Raw genomic sequence first — 21,342 nt, forward strand, 5'->3', positions numbered from 1 at the left:
TGGAAGTAGGTGCCACTTCCTGTCACCTACTGCTGTGAATCTTGGTTCAGCGCTCAAGCGCACCGACACCGAGGAGTCAGCACCATGGCGATCACCACCAACACCCACCTCAACTTCCGTGGCGACGCCCGCGCGGCGCTGGAGTTCTACCATTCCGTGTTCGGCGGTCACCTCACCGCCGTCGCCTACAGCGACTTCGGGATGCCCAAGGAGCTTCCTGACGCCGACAAGGTCGTCTTCGGGCAGGTCACCGCGGACAACGGCTTCACCATCCTGGCCTACGACATTCCCAGCCACGCCGTCGCCAGCGCCCCGTTGACCGCTACGACCCGGGAGAACGGGCTGACGCTGACCGGCGAGCGATTCTTCGTCGCCGTCGGGGGCGACACCGCCGACGAAATCAGCGCGCTGTGGGACAAGCTCTCCGACGGCGCTGAGGTCGTCGAGAAGTTCGGGCCTTCGCCGTTCTCCCCCGGCTTCGGCATGCTCACCGACCGCTTCGGGGTCACCTGGATTCTTCAGGTCAACGCCGGCTGACCGCAGCCCGGGGCGGCCACCTCGGCCGCCCCGGCACTTCACGAAGGAGAAGCAGGCGTACCCGACCCCTTGGCCGCAGCGGCATCCAGGTCAGCCCCTACTGCCTGGGCACCATGATGTTCGGCCCGTACGGCAATCCCGACCCCGACGACTGCGTCAGAATCATCCACAAGGCGCTGGACGGTGGCATCAACTTCATCGACACGGCCGACGTCTACGGCGGTGACGGCGAAACCGAACGCATCGTCGGGCGGGCGTTGAAGGGCCGCCGCAACAACGTCGTGCTGGCCACCAAGTTCAACGGGCCCATGGGCCCCGACCCCAACCAGCGCGGAAGCTCCCGCCGGTACGTCGTGACGAAGCCCAATGGGTCGCCGAACGCCGTGGCCTGGCACGCTTCCGCACCGAGCAACCGCCGTACTCGATCCTCAACCGTGGCATCGAACGCGACGTCCTGCCGGTCTGCGAACGGTACGGCCTGGGCACCGTCGTGTGGAGTCCGCTGGCCATGGGCCTGCTCACCGGCCGCTACCGCAAGGGCAGCCAGGAACAGCCGTCCGCCGCTCGCATGCACTACGTGCCGCGGCACATGACCGACGAGAACAAGCTCGCCGCCGTCGAGGAGCTCGTGCCGATCGCCGAACAGGCCGGCTTGTCATTGACACACCTGGCTCTGGCCTTCGTCATCAGCCATCCCGCGGTCACCTCGGCCATCATCGGCCCGCGCACCATGGCCCACCTCGACGACCTGCTCGCCGGGGCCGGCACCGTCCTCGACGACGACACCCTGGACTCGATCGACAAAGTTGTCGCACCCGGCGTGGACCTGAGCCCGCTCGACGTCTCGTACGTGCCCCCAGCCCTGACACAGACCGAGCTGCGCCGCCGCATAAAGGGCGACCGCGCCGCGGCGGACTGACTATCGTGCCGGGCATGACGGACGCGCGGGACCTGATCGAGCGATTCAACGCCGCCTGGGCAGCCGGCGACCTGGCCGCGGTGGCCGAGTGCCTTGCCGACGACGTGACGTACAGCCCGAACGCATGGGACGGCCCGGCGCGCGCCATCCACGGCCGGGCTGCGGTCACCGAGGCCTTCGCGGACCATCTGGGTCCCGGTCCGGTCCTCGGCCCGGTGTGGGCGGCCGGCGACCGGGTGGTCTGCGAGTGGCAGTGGGAACCGGCCGAGGACGGGTCGGTGCTGCACGGGTTGGACCTCTACCGGATCCACAACGGCCGGATCGCCGCCAAGGACGTGTACGGCAAGATCACCACTGGCCCCGAACAGGTCCTGCGTCGTCAGTGACCGCGCTCTTTCGCCACCATCTCCCGGGTGGCGGGGGCTACCTCGGCGGCCAGGGTCTCGGCAAGTTTGTGGTCGTCGCCGCCCAGGATGAAGCCGCTGATGCCGTGGGTGAGGGTCAGGTCGGCGAACTGTTCGGCCCACTGGGCGGGGCCGCCGTCGAGGCGCATGAAGTTGAGCAGGCGGCGGATGTCGGTGGGGGCACGGCCGGCTGCGAGCGCGGCATCGTCGATGCGGGCATTCATCTCGGGCAGCGAGTCGGCGCCCTTCGGCAGGTAGTCCATGGACGGCAGCCAGCCGTTGCCGAGGCGGCCGGTCAGGGCGAGCATCTTCGGCTTGTAGGCGCCGATCCAGATGCCGATGTCGTGGGCAGGGCTCGGGCCTCTCTTGGCGCCGGCCACGTTGTAGTACGTGCCCTGGTGGTTGACCCGGTCGCGGGTGGTGGTGTCCCACAGGTCGCGGATGATCGGGATGGCCTCGGCCAGCGCCTCTATGCCCTGGCCCGGGGTCAGGCGGCGGCCACCCATCGCGGCTATGGCGTCCGGGAAACCGCCGGAGCCCAGGCCCAGTTCGATGCGGCCGCCACTCAGGATGTCGAGGGACGCCGCTGCGCGAGCCAGGACGGCCGGTGGGCGCAGCGGCAGGTTCAGGACGTTGCCGGTGATGCGGATGCGGTCGGTTTTCGCGGCCACGTAGGCCATCAGAGTCCAGGTGTCCACGAAGGACGGCTGGTACGGGTGGTCCTGGAACGTGACCAGGTCGAGGCCGGCCCGGTCGGCGGTCACCGCCAGGGCGACCGCTTCGGGGCCGGTGGGGGTCACGAACGTACCGAACAGCAGGTCGTGCCCGTAGTCGGTCATTTCTGCACCTCGGGGTCGATGTTGAAGTTGTCGCGGAACAGGTTGGTCGGGTCGTACCCGCGCTTGAGGGCGCGCAGCCGGCTCAGTGTCGCCGGTGGGAAGGCGTCGTTCAGGCGTTCGGGGCGCAGGTCGGTCTCGAAGCTGAGGTAGAGGCCGTCGAAGTGGTGGGACAGGCGGTCCCACGCCCGGTCGAGCCCCTCGTGGGAGTTGCCGAGCGCGGTCACCGAGAACTCCGGGGTGCGGTGGGCGAACGCCGTCGCGTCGGACGCGGTGTCGGCGATCGCCCCGCCCATGTGGCGCAGCTGGAAGAAGAAGACCTCGCCGGAACGGAGCAGTTCCACCGCGTCGCGGGCGAAGGCGTCGGTCAGCACCGGCAGGAAGCCCGACCGGGCGATCGGCTCGCCCCGGCCGTGGTGACCGCCGGGACCGACGTCGGCCGCCTGGGCCATCACGTCGGCGTAGCGGGTGACGACCACCTGCTGCTGGGCGAGCAGGCCGGTCTGGGCGAACGGCGTGAGCCGCTCGACGATCGTGTCGGCGTCGCCCGAGTCCACCAGGCCGTACATCTGCACCACCGACTGGCCCTGCCGCGGCGGACCGGTCAGGAAGAAGACCGTGGTGTCGCGGGGCGCGGTGCGGGCCACCTCGCCGTACTGCTTGAGCGACTGCTCGAGGTCGGGGCTGACCAGCGTGAGCTGGGCCCAGCCGACCTCACCTACGGGCGACGCCTCCAACTCGAAGGCGGTCGCCACGCCGAAGTTGGCGCCGGCCCCGCGTACGGCCCAGAAGAGGTCTTGATTCTCGTCGCTGCTCGCCCGCACCTCGGTGCCGTCGGCCAGCACGAGCTCGACCGCCCGCACGTTGTCGATGGTGAGGCCGTGCTCGCGCGAGAGCAGCCCGATGCCGCCCGCGGTGGCCAGGCCGCCGACGCCCACGCCGCCGTAGTCGCCCGAGCTGATCGCCCAGTCGTACTTGTCGAGGACGGCGTTGACCTGCTTCCACGTCGCGCCCGGCCCGACCCGGACCAGCCGCCTCGGCTCGTCGATCACCTGGACGTCGTTCATCGCGCCGACGTCGATGACCAGCCCGCCGTCATTGGTGGAGCGGCCGCTGATCCCATGGCCGCCGCTGCGCACGCCGAACGGCAAGTGCCGGTGCCGGCTCGCGAAGGCCAGGGCGTCGGCCACCTCCGCCGGGGTGCGCGGCCGGAACACCAATCCGGGTGAGCCGCCGCGCATGTATGTCGACTTGCGCCCGCGATAGCGCGGATCACCCGGTGCGATCGCCACGTCGGCCAGCGAGGCCGGAATGCTGTCGTAGTCGATGCCCTCGCGCCGCTGGATCTGCGCGGCGAGCCGCGGACCAGCCAAGATCTCGAGGCTTTCGTACGCCTTCTCGCGCATCTCGGGTGAGGCGGTGAGCACTGGCCCGGGCAGCCCGATGCGGACGCCCTCCGTGCGCCCGGCCAGCCACACCGCGGTCGTCCACGGGTCCAGGCCGCCGTCGTCGCTCTCGTGCAGAAACACTGTGCCGCCGGCCCGCTCGGCCAGCGCCGCGAACCCGTCGGGGTCGGCCTGAGCCGCCGCGAGGTCCAGCGCGATCCCCTCGGTCATGCAATCCTCCGCACTTTCCATCGTCGTCTGAAGAGATAGTATTCCGAAAAGACGATCTGACCAAAAGATAGGATGGATGGGTGAGCGAGACGACAGCAGACCTCGGGGCGACAGCGGACCTCGGAGCGGCCCTGGGCACGCTGCTGCGGTCCTACACCGAGATGGTCGGCCCGAAGCTCGACGGCTTCCCGCACGGCGCCCGCGGCTACCAGACGCTGGCCGAGGTCGTCGAGGGCCGCCCGCCGAGCCAGGCCGCCCTGGCCGCCAAGCTCGGCATCGACCGCACGATGATGACCTACCTGATCGACGACCTGGTCGGGGCCGGCCTGGTCGAACGGCAGCCCAACCCCCACGACCGCCGCCAGCGGCAGATCGTCGCGACCGCCCGCGGGCTCGAAGCGATCGCCACCCTGTGCGGCCAGGTCACCGAGGCCGAAGAGGCCGCGCTGAGCACGCTCGACGAGCACGAGCGGTACGTCTTCCGCCGTTTACTCAACAAGGCCGCCGGCAACGGCCCCCTGCACACCGCCGAGGCGTGCGCCATCGTCACCGAGGCCCTGGAAGTCTGAGGGGCTCGTCGTCGCCCGTGGCGTGCCGCAAGGGCGGCTCGACGGCCGGAAACCGATCGACATCGAGACTGACGACCGGGCGTTGCGCCCGCTCGCGCAGCGTGGAGCGGCGCCGCGACGGCCGGGCCTGCTCGCTGTGGGCGAACTGCCGTAGGCCCGATCAGCCGGCGTCTGCGCCTGATGGCCGGCGCCGCAGCTGTCGCGGGCCTCGTGGGTGGCGGACTGGCCGTGCGGGGCGTGGCCGACGACGGCCCGGCCACGACGGCCGCGGCCGTGGCGGCGACCCCGGCCGCGTCAGCTTCCGCAACAGCCAAGCCGGCCTCCCGGCCGCAGACCTGCGCCGTCCGATATGCACTGCGCGGCACCGCGGCCGGCCGCGCCTCGGCCACGGCCACGGCCACGGCCACCATCCACAACACGAGCAAGGTCACCGTGCCGAGGTGGCGCCTCTCTTTCGCGTTGCCATCGGGACAACGCGTGATCAAGGGAAAGCCGGCCACCTGGCGGCAGGACGGCCGCGCGGTCGAGGCCGCCGGCGGCAAGCTGCCCGCAGGGGGCACGGCCGCGACCAGCTTCTCCACCACTTACGGCGAGGTGGCGGCTCTGCCCGTCGCGTTCCGACTGAACAGCACCACCTGCCAGGCCCAGATGTCGATGCAGGCCGCTCCCCCCACCGGCCGCCGCGCCGGCCCCGGCCAAGCCGAAAGCCGAGGCCGACAAGCCCAAGCACCGCGGCGGCGACGAGGACGACGAGGACGAGGACGACGACGAGGAGTAGCCCTCAGCGCCCGGTCGCTTCCATCGCCTTGGTCAGCAGGCGATGCAGGGACAACTGCTCGGCGCGGGTGAGCCCGGCCAGCGGAGTGCGGTTGGTGGCGGCCTCGACCAGCCGACGCCGGGCATCACGGCCCGGGTCGGAGAGCGTGAGCACCTTGGTGCGCCGGTCGTGCGGCGCCGGGGCGCGGGTCACGAACGACAGCTGCTCGAGCCGGTCGGCCAGGAACGTCACGGTTGACGGGTCGCACCGCAGCCGGGCTGCCATCTCGCGCATGGTCGGCGGGGACGCGGCCGGATCGAGCTGCCACAACGCGTCGGCCAAGGCATGGGTGAGGCCCAGCTCGGCCATCACCTCGCGGATGCCGTCGTCGGTGGCGCCGTCCATGGCATGCACCAGGCGTAGCAGCCGGTAGGTCAGCGACTCGTCGTCCACCCGCTCACTATACTTGGACTCTCCAATACTTGACGAATCCAAGCTTCGTTGGGCACGATGTCGATGCTTGGACACTCCAAGCATCGATCGGACGGAGAATCGCATGACCGTGCGCGACCGGGCGCGCCGCCGGGTGCTGACGACGGCGCTCCGGCTCATCGACAACCGGGCGGCCCTGCGCCGTGCGGCGACGATCGAGCCGCACGAGACGACGGCGAATCAGGGTCCGGGCCCCTACTACGTACCCGGGTCACCGCATCGCCGGGACGTGCGCGAGGACCGCGAAGGCGAGCCGCTGGAACTGGTAATCCGCACGGTGGCGGCGGGCACGCTCACGCCCCTGGCCGGCGCGCTGATCGAGATCTGGCACTGCGACGCGGACGGCGTCTACTCCGGGTATCAGCGCTACGGCGCCGACAAGTTCCCCGCTCTGGTGTCGCTGACCCTGCGCCGGTTCCGGCCGAGCGACGACGCCATGTTCCTGCGGGGCGCCCAGGTGACCGACGACGACGGGCACGTCGAGTTCCGCACGATCGTGCCGGGCTGGTACACCCCGCGCACGCTGCACATCCACGTCCGGGTCAGCCTCGGCGGCCGGGTCCTGCTCACCACCGAGCTCTACTTCCCGGACGACTTCGCCGAGCTGATTCAGGGCCGGCCGCCGTACGCGGGCCGTGGTCGCAGCCCGTTCGTCAACACCAACGACATCGAGATCCGCCTGGCCCAGGGGTCTCCCGGCAGCTGGCTCACCGTCAGCTCCACCCCGGACGGCCACCGGGCCGGCATCACCCTGCAGGTCCGCCCGTGAAGACCGCCGTTGTCACCGGCGCCGCCGGCGGACTCGGGCGCGCCCTGGTGACCCAGCTGGTCGACGCCGGCTTCGAGGTCGTGGCCGTGACCCGCCGCGAAACCACGGCCTACGGGGTCCACGCGCTGCACGCCGACCTGCTCGTCCGCGACGAGATCGACGCCCTGTCGGCCCGGGTGCGGGACACCGTTCCCCACGTCGACGTCCTCATCAACAACGCCGGGGCAGCCTTCCCGCACTATGCGGAGACGCCCGACGGCGCCGAGCGCACCCACGCGCTCAACCATCTGGCGCCCTTCCAGCTCACCCACCGGTTGCTGGCCAACGGTTCCCTCGCGCCCGGTGCGCGCATCATCACGATCGCCAGCGACCTGATCTCCCGCGGGCGCCTCGACGCCGGCCACCCCGACGTCACCGGCACCTCTTGGCGTACGAACTTCTCCCAGCTGACCGTGTACGGCACGGCGAAACTCGCCGCCGTGCTCGCCACCTCCGCCCTGGCCGACCGGCTACCGGAAGGGATGACCACCTACAGCGCGAACCCCGGCGTCATCAGAACCGGCTTCAACGCGAAGGCGGGCGGCCTCCTCCGGCTCGTCTCGGCGGTCGCCAACCTGTTCGCCGCGGCACCGGAGAAGGCCGCCCGCACACCCGTCCGGCTCGCCACGGCCGCGACGCGGCCCGGCCCCAGCGGCAGCCTCGTCAGCCCCGGCAAGAGCGTGGATGTGAATTTCGCCCTGGCGGACGAGGTGTACGAGCACACGGCTCGGGCGCTCGGCCTCACCCCGCTCGTTCGCTGACGTACGCGCCCTCGACGGTCAGGGACCGGTCCGGACGGCGCAGTAAGCATCACGTCATTATAGATGTATTTAGATGTTTGGCCCATGTTGTGCGGGTCGGGGGTGCGATCGGATGGCGGTGGTAAACGGCCATATCCACAGAGGAGGTACCGTGCGCACCCCACCCCGTGCGTTGGCGGGAACCGCTGCCGGCTTCTTAGCCGCCGCGATCGTGTTGACCGCTTCATCCGGCGGTAACGCGGCGCCCGCGGCCCCGGCCCAGGCGCCGACCCAGAAGGTGCAGGGCGACGACCACCACGACCACGTCGTCGACAACAGGCAGGGGCGCGTCGCCCCGACAACCGGCCAGCGGGCGGCCGCGGTGGGCACCTCGGCCCGCTGGAACGCCCTCGGCACGCCCGCCACGCTCACCGCCACCGGCGCGGCGCTCGAGACCGGGTTGCCGGCCGAGCCGGTCGCGGCGGCCCGGGCGTACGTGGACAAGAACCTGGACGTTCTGGGGCTCACCGCCCGGGGCGCGCAGGCCCTGGAACACCTGACCACCTCGCCGATCGGGGAGGGCGCGGCGGTCATCTTCCGGCAGAAGTTCGGTGACCTCGTCGCCGGGCGCGACGGCCTGCTCTCGGTCGGCGTGCGCGACGGCAAGGTGTGGTTCGTGAGCTCGTCGCTGGCGCGCGACGCCGTGGCGCCCGAACCGGCCACCCTCACGGCGGAACAGGCTGTGGCCAGCGCCGCCCGCGAGGCCGGCGTGGCCAACCCGACGGTCATCGCCAACAAGCTGGTCGCCGTGCCCACGCCGAGCGAGGGCGCTCGCGCGGCCTGGCAGGTCACGTTCGGCGCCGAGCTGAGCGGGGCCGAGCCGGTCGCGTACACCTCGTACGTCGACGCCCGCGACGGCGGCATCCTGGTCCGCGAGGACATCGTCGACCACGACAGCGACAACCCGTCGTGGGACGTCTTCCCGAACTCGCCGCCCACCAACTACTCGTCGCGCGACACCCGCAAGACCTGGTGCTGGGCGCCGCAGCGGGGCTGTGACGAGATCGTGGCCAGCAGCGCGTCCCCGCTCGCGTGGGACGTCGACCCGGCCACGAACGAGCCGACGTTCACGACCCGCGGCAACAACGCGATCGCGGTCGAGAACCTGAACTCGAACGACCCGTTCACGGTCGGCACCGAGACCGCGACCCCGAAGCCGGACCGCGACTACAACTACCCCTGGACCAACCAGTGGTACCGCGAGCGCTGCTCGCCGGACGTCTTCACCACGCCGCAGCGCAACGACCTCGACGCGGCCCGGGCCAACCTGTTCGGCATGCACAACCGCATGCACGACTGGTCGTACCACCTGGGCTTCACCGAGGCGACCTGGAACATGCAGGACGACAACCTGCGGCCGGGCGGTCTGGGCGACGACTACGAGCAGGGCAACGCGCAGGCCGGCGGCATCAGCGGCGGCCCGCCCGCGTTCGCGGCCCGCAACAACGCCAACCAGATCACCCCGCCCGACGGCGAGGCGCCGATCACGAACATGTATCTGTGGCAGCCGATCGCGGCCGCCTTCTACGGCGCGTGCGTCGACGGCGACTACGACATGTCGGTGATCGGGCACGAGTACACCCACGCCATCACCGGCCGCATGATCGCCGGGCCGGACGCGGGTGTGAGCACGCCGCAGGGCATGAGCGAGAGCTGGTCCGACCAGCTGGCGGTGGAATACCTGGCCGAGCACGGCTACGCGCCGAAGGGCGAGCGCGGGTTCACCATCGGCGAGTACGTCACGACCGACGAGGTCGCCGGCATCCGCAACTACAACATGAGCAACAGCCCGCTGAACTACTCGAGCGTCGACTACGACTTCGTCGGTCTGCAGGTGCACGCGTCCGGTGAGGTGTGGAGCGCCACCAACTACGACATCCGGCAGGCGTTCATCCGCAAGTACGGCGCGGGCACGCCGGCGTTGAACAAGTCGTGCGCCAACGGCAAGACGCCGGTCACCAAGTGCCCGGGCAACCGGCGCTGGGTCCAGCTGGTGTTCGACTCGTTCCTGCTGATGGCCAACAGCCAGAACAGCATGGTCGACGCGCGCGACGCGATGCTCGGAGCCGACCTGGTGCGTTTCAACGGGGCCAACCAGGGCCTGATGTGGAACGCGTTCGCCAAGCGCGGTCTCGGTGAGGGCGCGGTCAGCGTCGGGGCCGGCGACGCCAACCCGACGCCGAGCTTCGCCTCGCCGAACGCGACCGAGGGGACGTACAGGTTCCGCCCGGTCGACGAGAAGGGCAAGCCGGTCGCCGGGGCCAAGCTGTTCGTCGGCGACTACCAGGCCCGCGCGGTGCCGGTGGCCGACACCGACCCCGCCACACCGCTGACCGACGAGGTCAAGCTGGTGCCGGGAGCGTACGGGTTCATCGCCCAGGCGCCCGGCCACGGTCACACCCGGGTCGGCAAGACCCTGGTGCTGCCCGGGCTGACCCTCCCGCTGTTCGTCCGGATGCCGGCCAACCTGGCCTCCACGGCGGCGGGCGCGGTGGCCACGGGCGACGGCATCAACCTGGCCCGGATCACCGACGACGACGAGGCCACCAACTGGGCGTCGCTCGGCAGCGCGGTGGCCGGCAAGCAGGTCACCGTCGATCTGGCCGGTGGGGCTCAGACCGTACGCCGGGTGCAGGTCAGCGCCCAGCTGCGGCCGCCGGTGACCGGGGATCCCGACGCCGGCACCCAGAACAGGTACACAGCGCTGCGGCAGTTCAAGGTGCTCGCCTGCACCGCGACGGCCACGGCCACCTGTTCCGACGCGGCCGAGTTCAAGACGGTCTTCACGAGCAAGCCGGACGCCTTCCCGTCGACCGCCCCGCGGCCGCGCGTGAAGGACCTGGTCGTGAAGTCGTTCGACATCCGGGACACCACGGCCACGCACCTGCGCCTCGAGGTCGTGACCAACCAGTGCACCGGCGCTCCCGACTACGCCGGGGAGCAGGACGCCGACCCGCGGGCGAACACGGACTGCGCCACGTCGAGTCCGCAGGCGCTCAACGTCCGTGTGGCGGAGTTCCAGGCGTACGCGAAATAGCACCACCCCGTACGCGAAGTAATTTCACCTGAAGTGGGCGGACCGACCCTGGTCCGCCCACTTCCGTGGTCTCCGGGATGATGGTGGCGCCCGACCTTTACGGTGGGGAACGGCGCGTGTGGATCTCGACAGCGGAGACTGGAACCTTGACGACCGAGGACAGCGATCGGCAGGTCGCGCGCTGGAGCGGCGCCGGTCATCCGCTACCGGCGGTTGCGGGTGAACTCGACCCCTTTCGGGGAATGACCGACGATCTGAGCCATTTCATGCTGGTCTACAAGTTCGGGCTGGCCGAGATCGGCACCAAAATCAACATCCTGTCCGAGGAGCTGGCCCACCGCGGCCGGGGCAACCCGATCGAGCACGTGCTGCCCCGGCTGAAGACCCCGGCCAGCATCAGCGCCAAGGCCCGGCGCATCGGCTGTGCGCTGACCGTCGAGGACCTGCGGGCCCGGATCCGCGACATCGCCGGCATCCGCATCGTGTGCAGCTTCGTCTCCGACGTCTACACGGTCGCCGAGATGCTGACCCGGCAGCCGGACATCACCCTGCTCCAGACCAAGGACTACATCACCCAGCCCAAGGCGAACGGCTACCGCAGCCTGCACCTGATCGTCGAGATCCCGGTCTTCCTGTCCGAGCGCGTGGTGCAGGTGCCGGTCGAGATCCAGCTGCGCACCGCGGCCATGGACTTCTGGGCCAGCCTCGAACACAAGATCCATTACAAGTACGACCCCCGCGTGCCCGAGTCCCTGCGGGACGAACTGGCCGCGGCCGCGGAGGACGCCGCCCGCCTCGACAAGCGGATGGAGCGCCTGCACCGCGAGATCCACGGCCCCCGGCGTTAACCCTCGTTGCGCCGCTCAGCGGGTCAGCGCAGCGGGCGGAACGCCGCGCGGATTTCCGCGGCGAACAGCTCCGGCTCCTCCCAGGCGGCGAAGTGGCCGCCGCGCTCGGCTTCGCCGTAGTAGTTGAGCGTGGGGTACGACTGCTCCGCCCAGCTGCGCGGGGTCTTCCAGATCTCGCCGGGGAAGGCGCTGAAGCCGACCGGGACGCGCGGGTCCGGGAGCGGCGCGCTGCCCGCGGTGGGCCCGTCCGGTCCGTACGCCTCCCAGTACGACCTCGCGGCGGAGGTGCCGGTGCCGGTCAGCCAGTAGGCCGTGATGTTGTCGAGGATGTGCTCCCGGGTGAGGTTGCCCGAAGGCTGTCCGTCGACGAAGGCACGAGCGATCTTGTAGTAGGCATCGGTGTCGTGGTCGATCATCCAGGCGGCCAGCGCGGCCGGGGAGTCGAGCAGCGCGTACCCGATGGTCTGGGGCCGCGTCGCCATCTCCACGAAGTAGCCGTTGCCGCTGGTCTGGAAGAGCCTGAGGGCGGCCAGCGCGGCCTTCTCGTCGTCGGTGCTGTTCGGCAGCGATGCCGGATCGTTGAGGGCCGTCACGAGCAGGTTGGTGTGGATGCCGGCCAGCCCGTCGGGGCCGATGCGGCCCATCGCGTCGGTGACTCCGGCGCCCACGTCACCACCCTGGGCCACGTAGCGGTCGTAGCCGAGCCTGCGCATGAGCTCGGACCAGGCCCGGGCGGTACGGGCGAGGTCCCACCCGGTCTCGGCCGGCTCGCCCGAGAAGCCGTACCCGGGCAATGACGGCAGTACGAGGTGGAACGCGTCCGTGGCGGTGCCGCCGTGCGCGGTGGGGTCGGTGAGCGGGCCGACGGAGTCGAGCATCTCGATGACCGAACCGGGCCAGCCGTGGGTCATGATCAGCGGCAGCGCGTCCGGGTGCTCGGACCGGACGTGGACGAAGTGGATATCCACTCCGTCGATCTCCGTGGTGAACTGGGGCAGCGCGTTCAGGCGGGCGGCGACGCGCCCGCTCTCGTACTCGGTCGCCCAGTACCGGTGCAGCGCCTGCATCGGGGCCAGCTGCACACCCTGCGAACGGTCGTCGACGATCTCGCGGCTGGACCAGCGGGTCGCCGCCAGGCGGCGCTGCAGATCGTCGAGCGCGTCCTTGGGAATCTGAACGGTGAACGGTCGGATGTCGTCACTCATGTCGTACCCCTGCCTCGCGGATCGGGACGTTCGAGTCGCCTGTCAGCGTCGTCGCTCCGGGGCGGGGGTCGCGCCCGTCGAACACCCTGGTCGCCTTCCCCCGGGGCCGGGTGGTGAAGAACTAAGGGAGGATGGCGTCGACGTAGCCGCCGTCGACGCGCAGAGCGCCGCCCGTGGTGGCCGAGGCCAGCGGCGACGACAGGTAGACGACCATGTTGGCGATCTCCTCGGGCTCGATCAGCCGCTGGAGCAGCGACTGCGGGCGGTGCCGGCGCATGAACTCGCGCTGCGCCTCGTCCCACGGCAGGTCCTCGCCGACCAGCGAATAGACGAAGTCCTCGACGCCACCGGTGTGGGTCGGGCCGGCGATGACGCTGTTCACGGTCACGCCGGAGCCGGCCGCCTCCTTGGCGAAGCCGCGCGACACGGCGAGCAGCGCCGTCTTCGACATCCCGTAGTGGATCATTTCGGCCGGAGTGACCACGGCCGAGTCGCTGGCGATGTAGAGCACCCGTCCCCAGCCCCGCTCCTGCTGGCCCGGCAGCACCGCGCGGGTGAGCCGGACCGCGGCCAGCACGTTGACCTCGAAGTACCGCCGCCAATCGTCGTCGGTGATCTCCAGGGCGGGCTGCGCGCCGAAGATCCCCAGGTTGTTGACCAGGATGTCGACCGGCCCGATCGCCTCGAGCGCGGCCGCGGCCCCCTCGGCCGTCGTGACGTCGGCCGGGACCGGCACGTAGTCGCCCTCCCCCAGTTCGGCCCGGGCCCGGTCGACCGACTCCTGCGAACGGCCGTTGATGCCGACCCGCGCCCCGGCCGATGCCAGCCCGGCCGCGATGGCCCGGCCGATGCCCTGGGTGGATCCGGTGACAAGAGCCGTCTTTCCCGCAAGATCAAGGCGCATGGGTGTGAGCTTTCCCCACTCCGGCGCCGGTGACACTCCCGGGCTTCGTTGCGTACGTTCGTACGCAATGAACACCGCACGACGCCGCCTCGCCCTGTTCGTTCTCTTCTTCCTACCCGGCCTGGGCATCTCCTCCTGGGTGACCCGCACACCGGACATCCGCGACCTGCTCGGAGCCTCGACCGCGCAGATGGGTCTGCTGCTGTTCGGCCTCTCGGCGGGGTCGATGCTGGGCATCCTCGGCTCCGGCCGCGTCGTGTCCCGCTTCGGCACCCGCCCGGTCGTCGCCGCCGGCATCCTCACCACCGTGGTCAGCATCCCGGTGATCGGCGCCGGGGCCGGCCTGTCGCAGAGCGCGCTGGTCACCGCCGGCCTGTTCCTGTTCGGCTTCGGCATGGGCAGCGGCGAGGTCGCCATGAACATCGAGGGCGCCGACGTCGAGCGGATCACCGACAAGCCGGTCCTGCCCACGATGCACGGCTTCTTCAGCCTGGGTACGGTCGTGGGCGCCGCCATCGGCATGGTGCTCACCGCGGTGGCGTTCCCGGTGATCTGGCACCTCGGGCTGATCGGCCTGATCAGCGTGCCGATCGCACTGACTGCAGTGCGCCACATCCCGTACGGCGTGGGCCTCTCTCCCAAGGGCGGCCTTCAGGCGGCCGGCCGCGAGCCGGTCTGGCGCGACCGGCGTCTGTGGCTCATCGGCGTGATCGTGCTGGCCATGGCGCTGGCCGAGGGCGCGGCGAACGACTGGCTGCCACTCATCATGGTCGACGGCCACGGCCTCGACGCCGCTTGGGGCTCCGCCGTCTACACCGCGTTCGCCGCCGCCATGGCCATCGGCCGCTTCGGCGGCGGATGGTTCCTCACCCGCTTCGGCCGCGCCACGGTCCTCGGCGCCAGCGCCCTGCTCGGCGGCATCGGCCTGCTGCTCATCATCGTCGTCGACAACCAGATCGTGGCCGGCGCCGCAGTCCTGCTGTGGGGCGTCGGCGCCGCGCTCGGCTTCCCGGTAGCCCTCTCAGCAGCCGGCGATTCCGGCCCCGACCCGACCGCGAGGGTCTCCCTGGTAGCCACCGCCGGCTACGTGGCGTTCCTGGTCGGGCCGCCCGCCCTGGGCTTCCTCGGCGAGCATTACGGCCTGCGCAACGCGATGATCGTCGTCCTCGCCCTGCTCGCCTTGGCCGCCGCCTGCGCCCCCGCCCTCAACCGCCGCCCGGCCCCGGAAAGAGAACCCGTCGCACCCTGACCCACCAGCCACCCCTCACCACAACCTCTACTCGACTGCACAGACCGAGTGCGGCGCTGAGCGTTCGAGTTCACACCAGATACTCGCCGCCGCATGCTTCGGCCAGTGACGGCCCGAACAAGGCCGCCGGGAAGTGGGCGCCCGGCTTGCCCTCGCCGGCGAGCAGGCGCCGAGCCACCTCGGCCGGGACGGCACCGGTGAACGACTGGGCCTCGCCGACCCGCAGCCAGCCCTCGCGAACCTCGCCGTCGGCCCACCGCACGTGGGCGTGCCCCCAGGAGTGCTCGCGAGGCTGCGGGCGGGCCGGAAACTCGACCGCGGCGAGGCGACGGATCGCGAAATCCCGGAGCGGGCCGATGGCCAGCAGGGCGCTCGCGATGGGCAGCAGCACCTGGACCATCGACGACGACGGCATCTCGCTCGACGCCGACAGCACGGACGGCGCCCCGCTGACCCGCTGCGCGGCCAACAGCTCACCGAGCGGCATGCCCACGGTGGTGACCGTGGAGCCGTCGGGCAGGGTCAGTTCCTTCGCGTCGCCGGCGAGGCGGGCCGGGGCAAGCCGGCCGTCCCGATAGCGCCGGCCGCCGTACCGCCGGCCGCCCTCGACGCCGGGTAGCCCCCCGAGCATGGTGCCCGCGAGCGCTGCGCCGACCCGGCCGGCCTCCATGGCCAGCGAGGGCACCATGTCGACCCGCACCTCGACGGGCGTGGGCCGGCCCTCGCACAGCTTGGCGACGACACTTTCGGACGCGGTCACTCCGAAACCGGCGCCGGTCACGACTGTCCGCCCGGCGGTCGCTGCAGCATCGTCGACCGTCAGCACCTGGGACACCGCGGCGACGTCGTTGGCGAGATCGACGTAGTGACTGCCGGGCAGACAGGCTCGAATGATCGGCGCGGCGGTCGCCGTGAACGGACCCACCGTATTGATGACCACGGCCGGTCGTTGCCGCCGAATCTGCTCGGCAGCATCTTCCATTGACGCCGCAAGGACCGTGCGCCGGGGCCGACCGGCGGCGGCGTTCGCCATCCGATCGCCCGCAAGGCCGTCTGCAACCCGGGCGCCAGCATCGGCGTTCGCGATGCGGTCCCCTGCAGCGGCGTTCGAGATCCGGTCGCCCGCGAGCCGGCCGCCTGCAACGCCGTCCGCAAGCCGGCCGCCCGCATCGGCGTTCGCGGTGCGATTGCCGGCAACGCTGTTCGCGATCCGATCGCCGGCAACGCCGTTCGCTATGCGGTTGCCGACATCCACAGAGTGGTCGCTTTCAGCCGACGTAAGGCCGTGGTCGGCGGCCCGCGCGAGGCGACCCGCGTCCCGGCCGACAAGCACCGGAGTGATACCCCGCCGTTCCAGCTCGGTCGCGATCGCGCGGCCGCTGCGGCCGGTTCCGCCCAGAATCCAGACCTCGTCTGTCATGACCCGCTCCCTCTGATGGCATCGCGTGTCATCACCATAGCCGTGATGACACGCGATGTCATCACTAGGATGGTGGAGTGAGCAGATGGCAGCCGGATGCGCGGGAACGACTGGAACAGGCCGCCATCGAGCTTTTCGTCGAGCAGGGCTTCGCCGAGACGACCGTTCCGCAGATCACGGCACGCGCGGGGCTGACCACCCGCACGTTCTTCCGGCACTACGCCGACAAGCGCGAGGTGCTGTTCGCCGGTGACGAGATCCCCGAGATGGCCGCGCGCATGATGGCCGAGGCCCCCGAAGGCACCGACCCGATGAGGCAGATCCTCGAGGGCCTGCGGACGGTCGCCGCCACCCGCTTCGACCCCCGCAAGGACGAGATCCGGATCCGCCGCGACATCGTCCGCTCCGACCCGGGCCTGGTCGAACGCGATCTGCGTAAGCGCGCGGCCCTCAGCGAGGTCATCCGCTCGGCGTTCGTCGCCCGGGGCATCTGGCCACTACGGGCGGCCCTGCTGGCCGAAACCGCGATGACCCTGCTCTACGTGTCGTTCGACGAGTGGCTCGACAGCGACCGCGACCTGTTCGACGTCATCGAGAAGACCCTGGCCGAACTCCGCGAGACGATCGCCTAGCTGGAACCGGGCGTCACCCGTGGCTCCAGTCCGGCTTGCCGCCGGCAGCGGTCGAGGTCACGTCGGGGCCGATCAGCAGGAAGTGGGCCTCGTCGCCCTCGACGCGGGGACAGTGCTCGACGCCCCGGGGGATGACCAGCAGGTCGCCGGGCGTGAGGCGGACGTCGCCGTCGCGGAGCTGGATCGTCAGCTCGCCCGACAGCACCAGGAAGGTCTCGTCCTGGTCGTCGTGGGCGTGCCAGTTCGTGGATCGTGTGCCCTTCGCCACCTTGAGCAGGTTGCCGTTGGCCGCGGCGAGCACGCGCTGGGACCAGAACGAGGTGAGGGCGGCTGCTTCTTCGGCCACCGCGAATTTCGTGAGCATGCGACGATCCTGGTCCGTGATCGGGCGGGGCGGCACTGGTAGAAATGACCAGTGCCGCAAGGATCCTCACATCGTGTCGTCCTCGTCGTCGATGAGCAGTCCAATCCCTTCGAGGTGGGCTGCGCCTGCGAGATCTTCGGCGGCCCGCTCCGGCCCGAGATCGGTTTTCCCCTGTACGACCTGCGGGTGGCCGCTCCGCGCCGGTCGACACCCATGCGCGACGCCCTGTTCAGCATCGGCACGGTGGGGCGCCTCGACGAGATCGAGCACGCCGACACGGTGATCGTGCCCAACCGCCCGTACGTCGAGACCCCGTCCCGCCCGGCCCTGCTCGCCGCCCTGCGCCGCGCCCACGAGCGGGGTGCCCGCCTGGTGGGCCTCTGCACGGGCGCGTTCACGCTCGCCGAGGCCGGTTTGCTCGACGGGCGCCGCGCGACGGTCCACTGGAATCTGGCCGAGGAGTTCCGGCTGCGCTTTCCCGCCGTCGGCCTGGAACCCGACGTGCTGTTCGTCGACGACGGCGACGTGCTGACCTCGGCCGGCAGCGCCGCCGCGCTCGATCTCGGACTGCACATCGTCCGGCGTGACTACGGCGCCGAGATCGCCAACCACGTCAGCCGCCGGCTCGTCTTCGCCGCCTACCGCGACGGCGGCCAGCGCCAGTTCGTGGAGCGTCCGGTGCCACCGGCCGCCGCCGCTGAGACCCTCGCCCCGGTGGTGGCCTGGGCCCAGCAACGCCTGGACGAGCCGATCACGGTCGCCGGCCTCGCCCGCCAAGCCGGTATGAGCACCGGCAACCTGCACCGGCGCTTCCGGTCCGAGCTCGGGACCACGCCGTTGGCCTGGCTGACCGTCGAGCGCGTCACGCTGGCCTGCCGCCTGATCGAGCAGGGCGTCCCCGGCCTCGAATCCGTCGCGCGGCGCTCCGGCCTCGGCACCGGAGCGAACATGCGAGCCCTCTTCCAGCGTCACCTCGGTGTCAGCCCGGCCGAGTACCGGCGCCGCTTCGCCTACACCCGACGGGCCGCGACGATGTCACCGACCGACGCCCACACCCAGCGCAAGGCCAACATCGAACGCGAAGCCGACAACTGACGCGAAGCCGCCGCCCAATGCGACGCCCACAAATGACGCGAAGCCGCCGCCCGAAGCGAAATCGCCACGCCGAGAGAAGCCGCACCCCGAGCGAACGCGCACCCCGAGCGAACGCGCACCCCGAGCGAACGCGCACCCCGAGCGAACGCGCAGCCGGAGGCGAGGCCAGCTCGGGGCAAGCAGGAGGATCCCGGCGTCAGTCGACGGTGAGGACGAGCTTGCCCTTCACGTGACCGTCGGCGATCAGGCGGTGGGCCGCGGCGGCCTCGGTGAACGGGAACTCGCGGGAGACGTGGACCCGCAGGCGGCCGTTGGCGGCCAGGGCGCCCAGCGTGCTGAGCTCGGCCCCGTCGGGGCGGACGAAGACGTACCGGCCGCCCTGTTCCTTCACTGCGGTATCGACCACTGAGCAGTGGCGCACCGGGTGACGCACCAGGGACGGGCTCTGGGTGAGCGCCTCGCCGCCGTGGAAGTCGGCGGCCGCGTCGACCCGGCCGTCGCCGCCGACCAGGTCGGCCAGGCGCTTGGGCAGATCGTCGCCGTACTCGATGGGCTCGGCGCCCAGGCTGCGGATGAAGTCGTGGTTGGCGGGGGACGCCGTACCGATCACGCGGGCCGCGCCGACCGCGCGGGCGATCTGCACCGCCAGGTGGCCGACTCCGCCGGCCGCGGCGTGCACCAGCACCACGTCGCCGTGGCTGACTCCGATGGCCGACAGGGCCTGGAGCGCGGTCAGACCGGCCAGCGGCAGGCCGCCCGCCTGCACCAGCGTCATCGAGGCGGGCACGTGGGCGACCGCCCGCTCGTTCACCGAGACCAGTTCGGCGTACGTGCCGGCCTGCACACTTTCTTTGCGGGCGTACGCCATCACCTCGTCGCCGGGCGCGAATCGGGTGACCGCCGGGCCGACCCGGTCGACGATGCCGGCCACGTCCCAGCCGGGGATGAGCGGGAAGTGGTGAGGGTAGGCGCCTTCGAGGTAGCCGGCCCGGATCCCGTGGTCGACCGGGTTGACGCCGACCGCCCGCACCCGGATCCGGACCGTGTCGGGCCCGACCGGCGGGTCGGGAAGCTCCCGCAGGGTCATGACGTCGACGTCACCGAACTCGTCCAGCGCGATTGCCCTCATGAGGGGCATTTTGCCCTACCAGGCGGATAAAAAACGCCCGACGTCGCAAGGACGCCGGGCGTTGGTGAGAAGCGTTACTTCGCGAACTTCGCGTACTTGTTGCGGAACTTCTCGATGCGGCCCGCGGTGTCGAGGACCCGGGTGCGGCCCGTCCAGAACGGGTGGCTCGCCGCCGAGATCTGCACATCGATCACCGGGTAGGTGTTCCCGTCGCTCCACTCGACCGTCTTCTCGCTGGTCTCGGTGGACCGGGTGAGGAACGCGTAGTCGGCGTTCCGGTCACGGTAGACGACGGTGTTGTAGGCGGGGTGGATGCCGTTCTTCATGTCTCTGTCCTCCTGGGGAGTGCGTTGGTCTCAACCACGCCGGCACCCCCGTTATTTCCGAGTTCGTGTCGCACACTGAGGTGCTGGTCACGGCCCCTTTCCGGCCGTGCGCTCCCGCCACAGGGAGCCCTCCGGACGGTTTGACCCCACCAAGATCGGGCAGGCATCGAGGCATGACGACGTTGCGTGCCCTGGTGCTGGGCTGCTCACTGAAATCAGGCGCCGAGGAGTCCAGCAGCGACCTGCTGGGCCGCCAGATCCTGGACGCCCTCGCCGACCACGACGTCGACGGCGAGCTGCTCCGGGTGGCCGACCGGAACGTCAAGTTCGGCGTCTCCACCGACGAGGGCGACGGCGACGGCTGGCCCGCAGTACGCGAGAAGATCCTCGCCGCCCAGATCCTGGTGATCGCCACCCCCATCTGGCTGGGCCAGCCCTCCAGCGTCGCGAAAATGGTGCTGGAACGCCTGGACGCCGAGCTCTCCGAGACCGACGCCCGGGGCCGCCCCTCCATGTACGACAAGGTCGCCGTGGTCGGCGTGGTCGGCAACGAGGACGGCGCCCACCACGTCATCGCCGAGGTGATCCAGGCCCTGAACGACGTCGGCTTCACGATCCCCGCCGCCGGCTCCGCCTATTGGGTGGGCGAGGCCCTGGGCAAGGTCGACTACAAGGACGCCGGCCCCAAGCCCGACACCACCGGCGCCTCCGTCAAGGATCTCGCCGCCAACACGGCTCATCTCGCCCGCATCCTCGCCGACAAGCCCTACGCCGCCGGCTGAGGCGGGGATCTCATCGACCCGGGCGGCGGGGCTAGCCCGGCCGTAGGCCGGGTTGCTCCGTGGTCCTTGGTGGTGGTGTATGGGCCGAGATCCGTTGTCAGGTAACGGGTTCGGGTAGTTCTGCGAGTCGGTCGAACGCGGTGATCAGCTGGTCGGTCCAGGGCCAGCGTTCGGCGATGCGCGGGGGGTGGTGGTGCGGGCGGTGCCAGTGAGTTTCGCAGCGACGTGCAGCAGCCCGTAACGCAGCTTCTTCGGCTCCGCGACCGCCACAGCCCGTCCAGGAGCAGGGTGCTGGGTCCAGGCGAGCAGATCGATACCGGTCAGGGCGAGTTCCAGCCACGCAGCGTTGATCGCGAACTGCCGGGACGGGAACCGGCCGCACCCGGTGGCTTTACCCGTGCGGATCCGGTCCTCGACGCGGGCGTGGACGCGGTGCCGGACCTCCACGAACTGGATGGAGCCGCCGCCGTGACCGGTGCCGGTGGCGAAGACCTTCGGACGGGTACCGGTACCCTGTAGCTGCTTCTGCGCTACAAGGGACGGACAGGTTGAGCACCGGTCCGGTGGTTCTGGCGGCGCCCAGTTGCGGCGCATCGCGGTGGCGCGGCGAAGG

Annotated in this window: 21 protein-coding genes and 2 pseudogenes; 13 read left to right on the forward strand and 10 right to left on the reverse strand. The window is 70.8% G+C overall.

Going from position 1 to position 21,342, the window contains the following annotated elements; genetic code table 11:
- Positions 1 to 84 precede the first annotated feature (84 nt).
- The 3 genes and pseudogenes from KXC43_RS01570 (at position 85) to KXC43_RS01580 (ending at position 1,842) form a co-directional block, all read left to right on the forward strand.
- Entirely contained in the window at positions 85 to 537 is a 453-nt protein-coding gene (locus KXC43_RS01570; protein ID WP_221374035.1) for a VOC family protein, read from the forward strand.
- A 113-nt stretch (positions 538 to 650) separates the two neighbouring features.
- Positions 651 to 1,456, forward strand: a pseudogene (locus KXC43_RS01575) (aldo/keto reductase).
- 14 nt (positions 1,457 to 1,470) lie between these two features.
- Positions 1,471 to 1,842 carry a nuclear transport factor 2 family protein gene (locus KXC43_RS01580; protein WP_255643302.1) on the forward strand — a complete coding sequence of 124 codons (372 nt, stop codon included), beginning with the start codon at positions 1,471 to 1,473 and terminating at the stop codon, positions 1,840 to 1,842.
- Here KXC43_RS01580 and KXC43_RS01585 read toward each other — a convergent pair.
- Both KXC43_RS01585 and KXC43_RS01590 read right to left on the reverse strand, forming a co-directional pair.
- Positions 1,836 to 2,699 carry an LLM class flavin-dependent oxidoreductase gene (locus KXC43_RS01585; protein WP_221374037.1) on the reverse strand — a complete coding sequence of 288 codons (864 nt, stop codon included), beginning with the start codon at positions 2,697 to 2,699 and terminating at the stop codon, positions 1,836 to 1,838. The two genes, KXC43_RS01580 and KXC43_RS01585, sit on opposite strands and share 7 nt — an antisense overlap.
- Positions 2,696 to 4,312: an FAD-binding oxidoreductase gene (locus KXC43_RS01590; RefSeq protein WP_255643303.1), complete on the reverse strand. Its 1,617-nt coding sequence runs from the start codon at positions 4,310 to 4,312 to the stop codon at positions 2,696 to 2,698. The genes KXC43_RS01585 and KXC43_RS01590 overlap by 4 nt, the downstream gene beginning before the upstream one ends.
- 80 nt (positions 4,313 to 4,392) lie before the next feature.
- Between KXC43_RS01590 and KXC43_RS01595 the strand changes: the two genes are divergently transcribed.
- Complete coding sequence (locus KXC43_RS01595; RefSeq protein WP_221374039.1) at positions 4,393 to 4,881, forward strand: MarR family winged helix-turn-helix transcriptional regulator; 489 nt, start codon at positions 4,393 to 4,395, stop codon at positions 4,879 to 4,881.
- Positions 4,882 to 5,061: 180 nt separating this feature from the next.
- A complete protein-coding gene (locus KXC43_RS53195; protein ID WP_369076942.1) occupies positions 5,062 to 5,730 on the forward strand; it encodes a cellulose binding domain-containing protein in 669 nt (222 codons plus the stop codon).
- Here the strand turns inward: KXC43_RS53195 and KXC43_RS01605 are convergent.
- Positions 5,663 to 6,091, reverse strand: coding sequence for a MarR family winged helix-turn-helix transcriptional regulator (locus tag KXC43_RS01605; protein ID WP_221374041.1), 429 nt, complete (start codon positions 6,089 to 6,091; stop codon positions 5,663 to 5,665). The genes KXC43_RS53195 and KXC43_RS01605 overlap by 68 nt on opposite strands.
- Before the next feature lie 103 nt (positions 6,092 to 6,194).
- Between KXC43_RS01605 and KXC43_RS01610 the strand changes: the two genes are divergently transcribed.
- The 4 genes from KXC43_RS01610 (at position 6,195) to KXC43_RS01625 (ending at position 11,623) form a co-directional block, all read left to right on the forward strand.
- Positions 6,195 to 6,899, forward strand: a complete 705-nt coding sequence (locus KXC43_RS01610; protein ID WP_221374042.1) for a dioxygenase family protein — start codon at positions 6,195 to 6,197, stop codon at positions 6,897 to 6,899.
- A complete protein-coding gene (locus tag KXC43_RS01615) occupies positions 6,896 to 7,699 on the forward strand; it encodes an SDR family NAD(P)-dependent oxidoreductase (protein ID WP_221374043.1) in 804 nt (267 codons plus the stop codon). The genes KXC43_RS01610 and KXC43_RS01615 overlap by 4 nt, the downstream gene beginning before the upstream one ends.
- 151 nt (positions 7,700 to 7,850) lie before the next feature.
- Entirely contained in the window at positions 7,851 to 10,775 is a 2,925-nt protein-coding gene (locus tag KXC43_RS01620) for a M36 family metallopeptidase (protein ID WP_221374044.1), read from the forward strand.
- Between the two features lie 242 nt (positions 10,776 to 11,017).
- Positions 11,018 to 11,623: a GTP pyrophosphokinase gene (locus KXC43_RS01625; protein ID WP_221374045.1), complete on the forward strand. Its 606-nt coding sequence runs from the start codon at positions 11,018 to 11,020 to the stop codon at positions 11,621 to 11,623.
- A gap of 23 nt (positions 11,624 to 11,646) precedes the next feature.
- Here KXC43_RS01625 and KXC43_RS01630 read toward each other — a convergent pair whose 3' ends face one another.
- Together KXC43_RS01630 and KXC43_RS01635 are read right to left on the reverse strand one after the other, a co-directional pair.
- Positions 11,647 to 12,828, reverse strand: coding sequence for an epoxide hydrolase family protein (locus tag KXC43_RS01630; RefSeq protein WP_221374046.1), 1,182 nt, complete (start codon positions 12,826 to 12,828; stop codon positions 11,647 to 11,649).
- Between the two features lie 121 nt (positions 12,829 to 12,949).
- A complete protein-coding gene (locus tag KXC43_RS01635; protein ID WP_221374047.1) occupies positions 12,950 to 13,732 on the reverse strand; it encodes an SDR family NAD(P)-dependent oxidoreductase in 783 nt (260 codons plus the stop codon).
- A gap of 67 nt (positions 13,733 to 13,799) precedes the next feature.
- Between KXC43_RS01635 and KXC43_RS01640 the strand changes: the two genes are divergently transcribed.
- On the forward strand, positions 13,800 to 14,981 hold the full coding sequence (locus tag KXC43_RS01640; RefSeq protein WP_221374048.1) for an MFS transporter: 1,182 nt from the start codon (positions 13,800 to 13,802) through the stop codon (positions 14,979 to 14,981).
- 70 nt (positions 14,982 to 15,051) lie between these two features.
- Here the strand turns inward: KXC43_RS01640 and KXC43_RS01645 are convergent, their stop codons facing one another.
- The gene (locus KXC43_RS01645) at positions 15,052 to 15,921 is read right to left on the reverse strand and encodes a saccharopine dehydrogenase family protein (RefSeq protein ID WP_221374049.1); all 870 of its coding nucleotides are present in this window, start codon (positions 15,919 to 15,921) and stop codon (positions 15,052 to 15,054) included.
- A 557-nt stretch (positions 15,922 to 16,478) separates the two neighbouring features.
- On the opposite strand from KXC43_RS01645, the gene KXC43_RS01650 reads away from it, so the two are divergent.
- Positions 16,479 to 17,033, forward strand: coding sequence for a TetR/AcrR family transcriptional regulator (locus KXC43_RS01650; RefSeq protein WP_221374050.1), 555 nt, complete (start codon positions 16,479 to 16,481; stop codon positions 17,031 to 17,033).
- Positions 17,034 to 17,046: 13 nt separating this feature from the next.
- Here the strand turns inward: KXC43_RS01650 and KXC43_RS01655 are convergent, their stop codons facing one another.
- Positions 17,047 to 17,397, reverse strand: coding sequence for a cupin domain-containing protein (locus tag KXC43_RS01655; RefSeq protein ID WP_221374051.1), 351 nt, complete (start codon positions 17,395 to 17,397; stop codon positions 17,047 to 17,049).
- Between the two features lie 51 nt (positions 17,398 to 17,448).
- On the opposite strand from KXC43_RS01655, the gene KXC43_RS01660 reads away from it, so the two are divergent.
- Positions 17,449 to 18,492, forward strand: coding sequence for a GlxA family transcriptional regulator (locus tag KXC43_RS01660; protein WP_221374052.1), 1,044 nt, complete (start codon positions 17,449 to 17,451; stop codon positions 18,490 to 18,492).
- 196 nt (positions 18,493 to 18,688) lie between these two features.
- Here KXC43_RS01660 and KXC43_RS01665 read toward each other — a convergent pair whose 3' ends face one another.
- On the reverse strand, positions 18,689 to 19,621 hold the full coding sequence (locus tag KXC43_RS01665; protein ID WP_221374053.1) for an NADP-dependent oxidoreductase: 933 nt from the start codon (positions 19,619 to 19,621) through the stop codon (positions 18,689 to 18,691).
- Between the two features lie 74 nt (positions 19,622 to 19,695).
- Positions 19,696 to 19,947 (reverse strand): type B 50S ribosomal protein L31, encoded by a 252-nt coding sequence (locus KXC43_RS01670; protein ID WP_221374054.1) that lies wholly within the window; start codon positions 19,945 to 19,947, stop codon positions 19,696 to 19,698.
- Between the two features lie 173 nt (positions 19,948 to 20,120).
- Between KXC43_RS01670 and KXC43_RS01675 the strand changes: the two genes are divergently transcribed.
- Positions 20,121 to 20,729 carry a flavodoxin family protein gene (locus KXC43_RS01675; protein WP_221374055.1) on the forward strand — a complete coding sequence of 203 codons (609 nt, stop codon included), beginning with the start codon at positions 20,121 to 20,123 and terminating at the stop codon, positions 20,727 to 20,729.
- Between the two features lie 97 nt (positions 20,730 to 20,826).
- Here KXC43_RS01675 and KXC43_RS01680 read toward each other — a convergent pair.
- Positions 20,827 to 21,215 (reverse strand): annotated as a pseudogene (locus KXC43_RS01680) (transposase); the annotation flags it as partial.
- Positions 21,216 to 21,342 lie beyond the last annotated feature (127 nt).

The sequence above is a fragment of the Paractinoplanes polyasparticus genome (genome assembly GCF_019710575.1).
GTDB classification, from domain to species: domain Bacteria; phylum Actinomycetota; class Actinomycetes; order Mycobacteriales; family Micromonosporaceae; genus Actinoplanes; species Actinoplanes polyasparticus.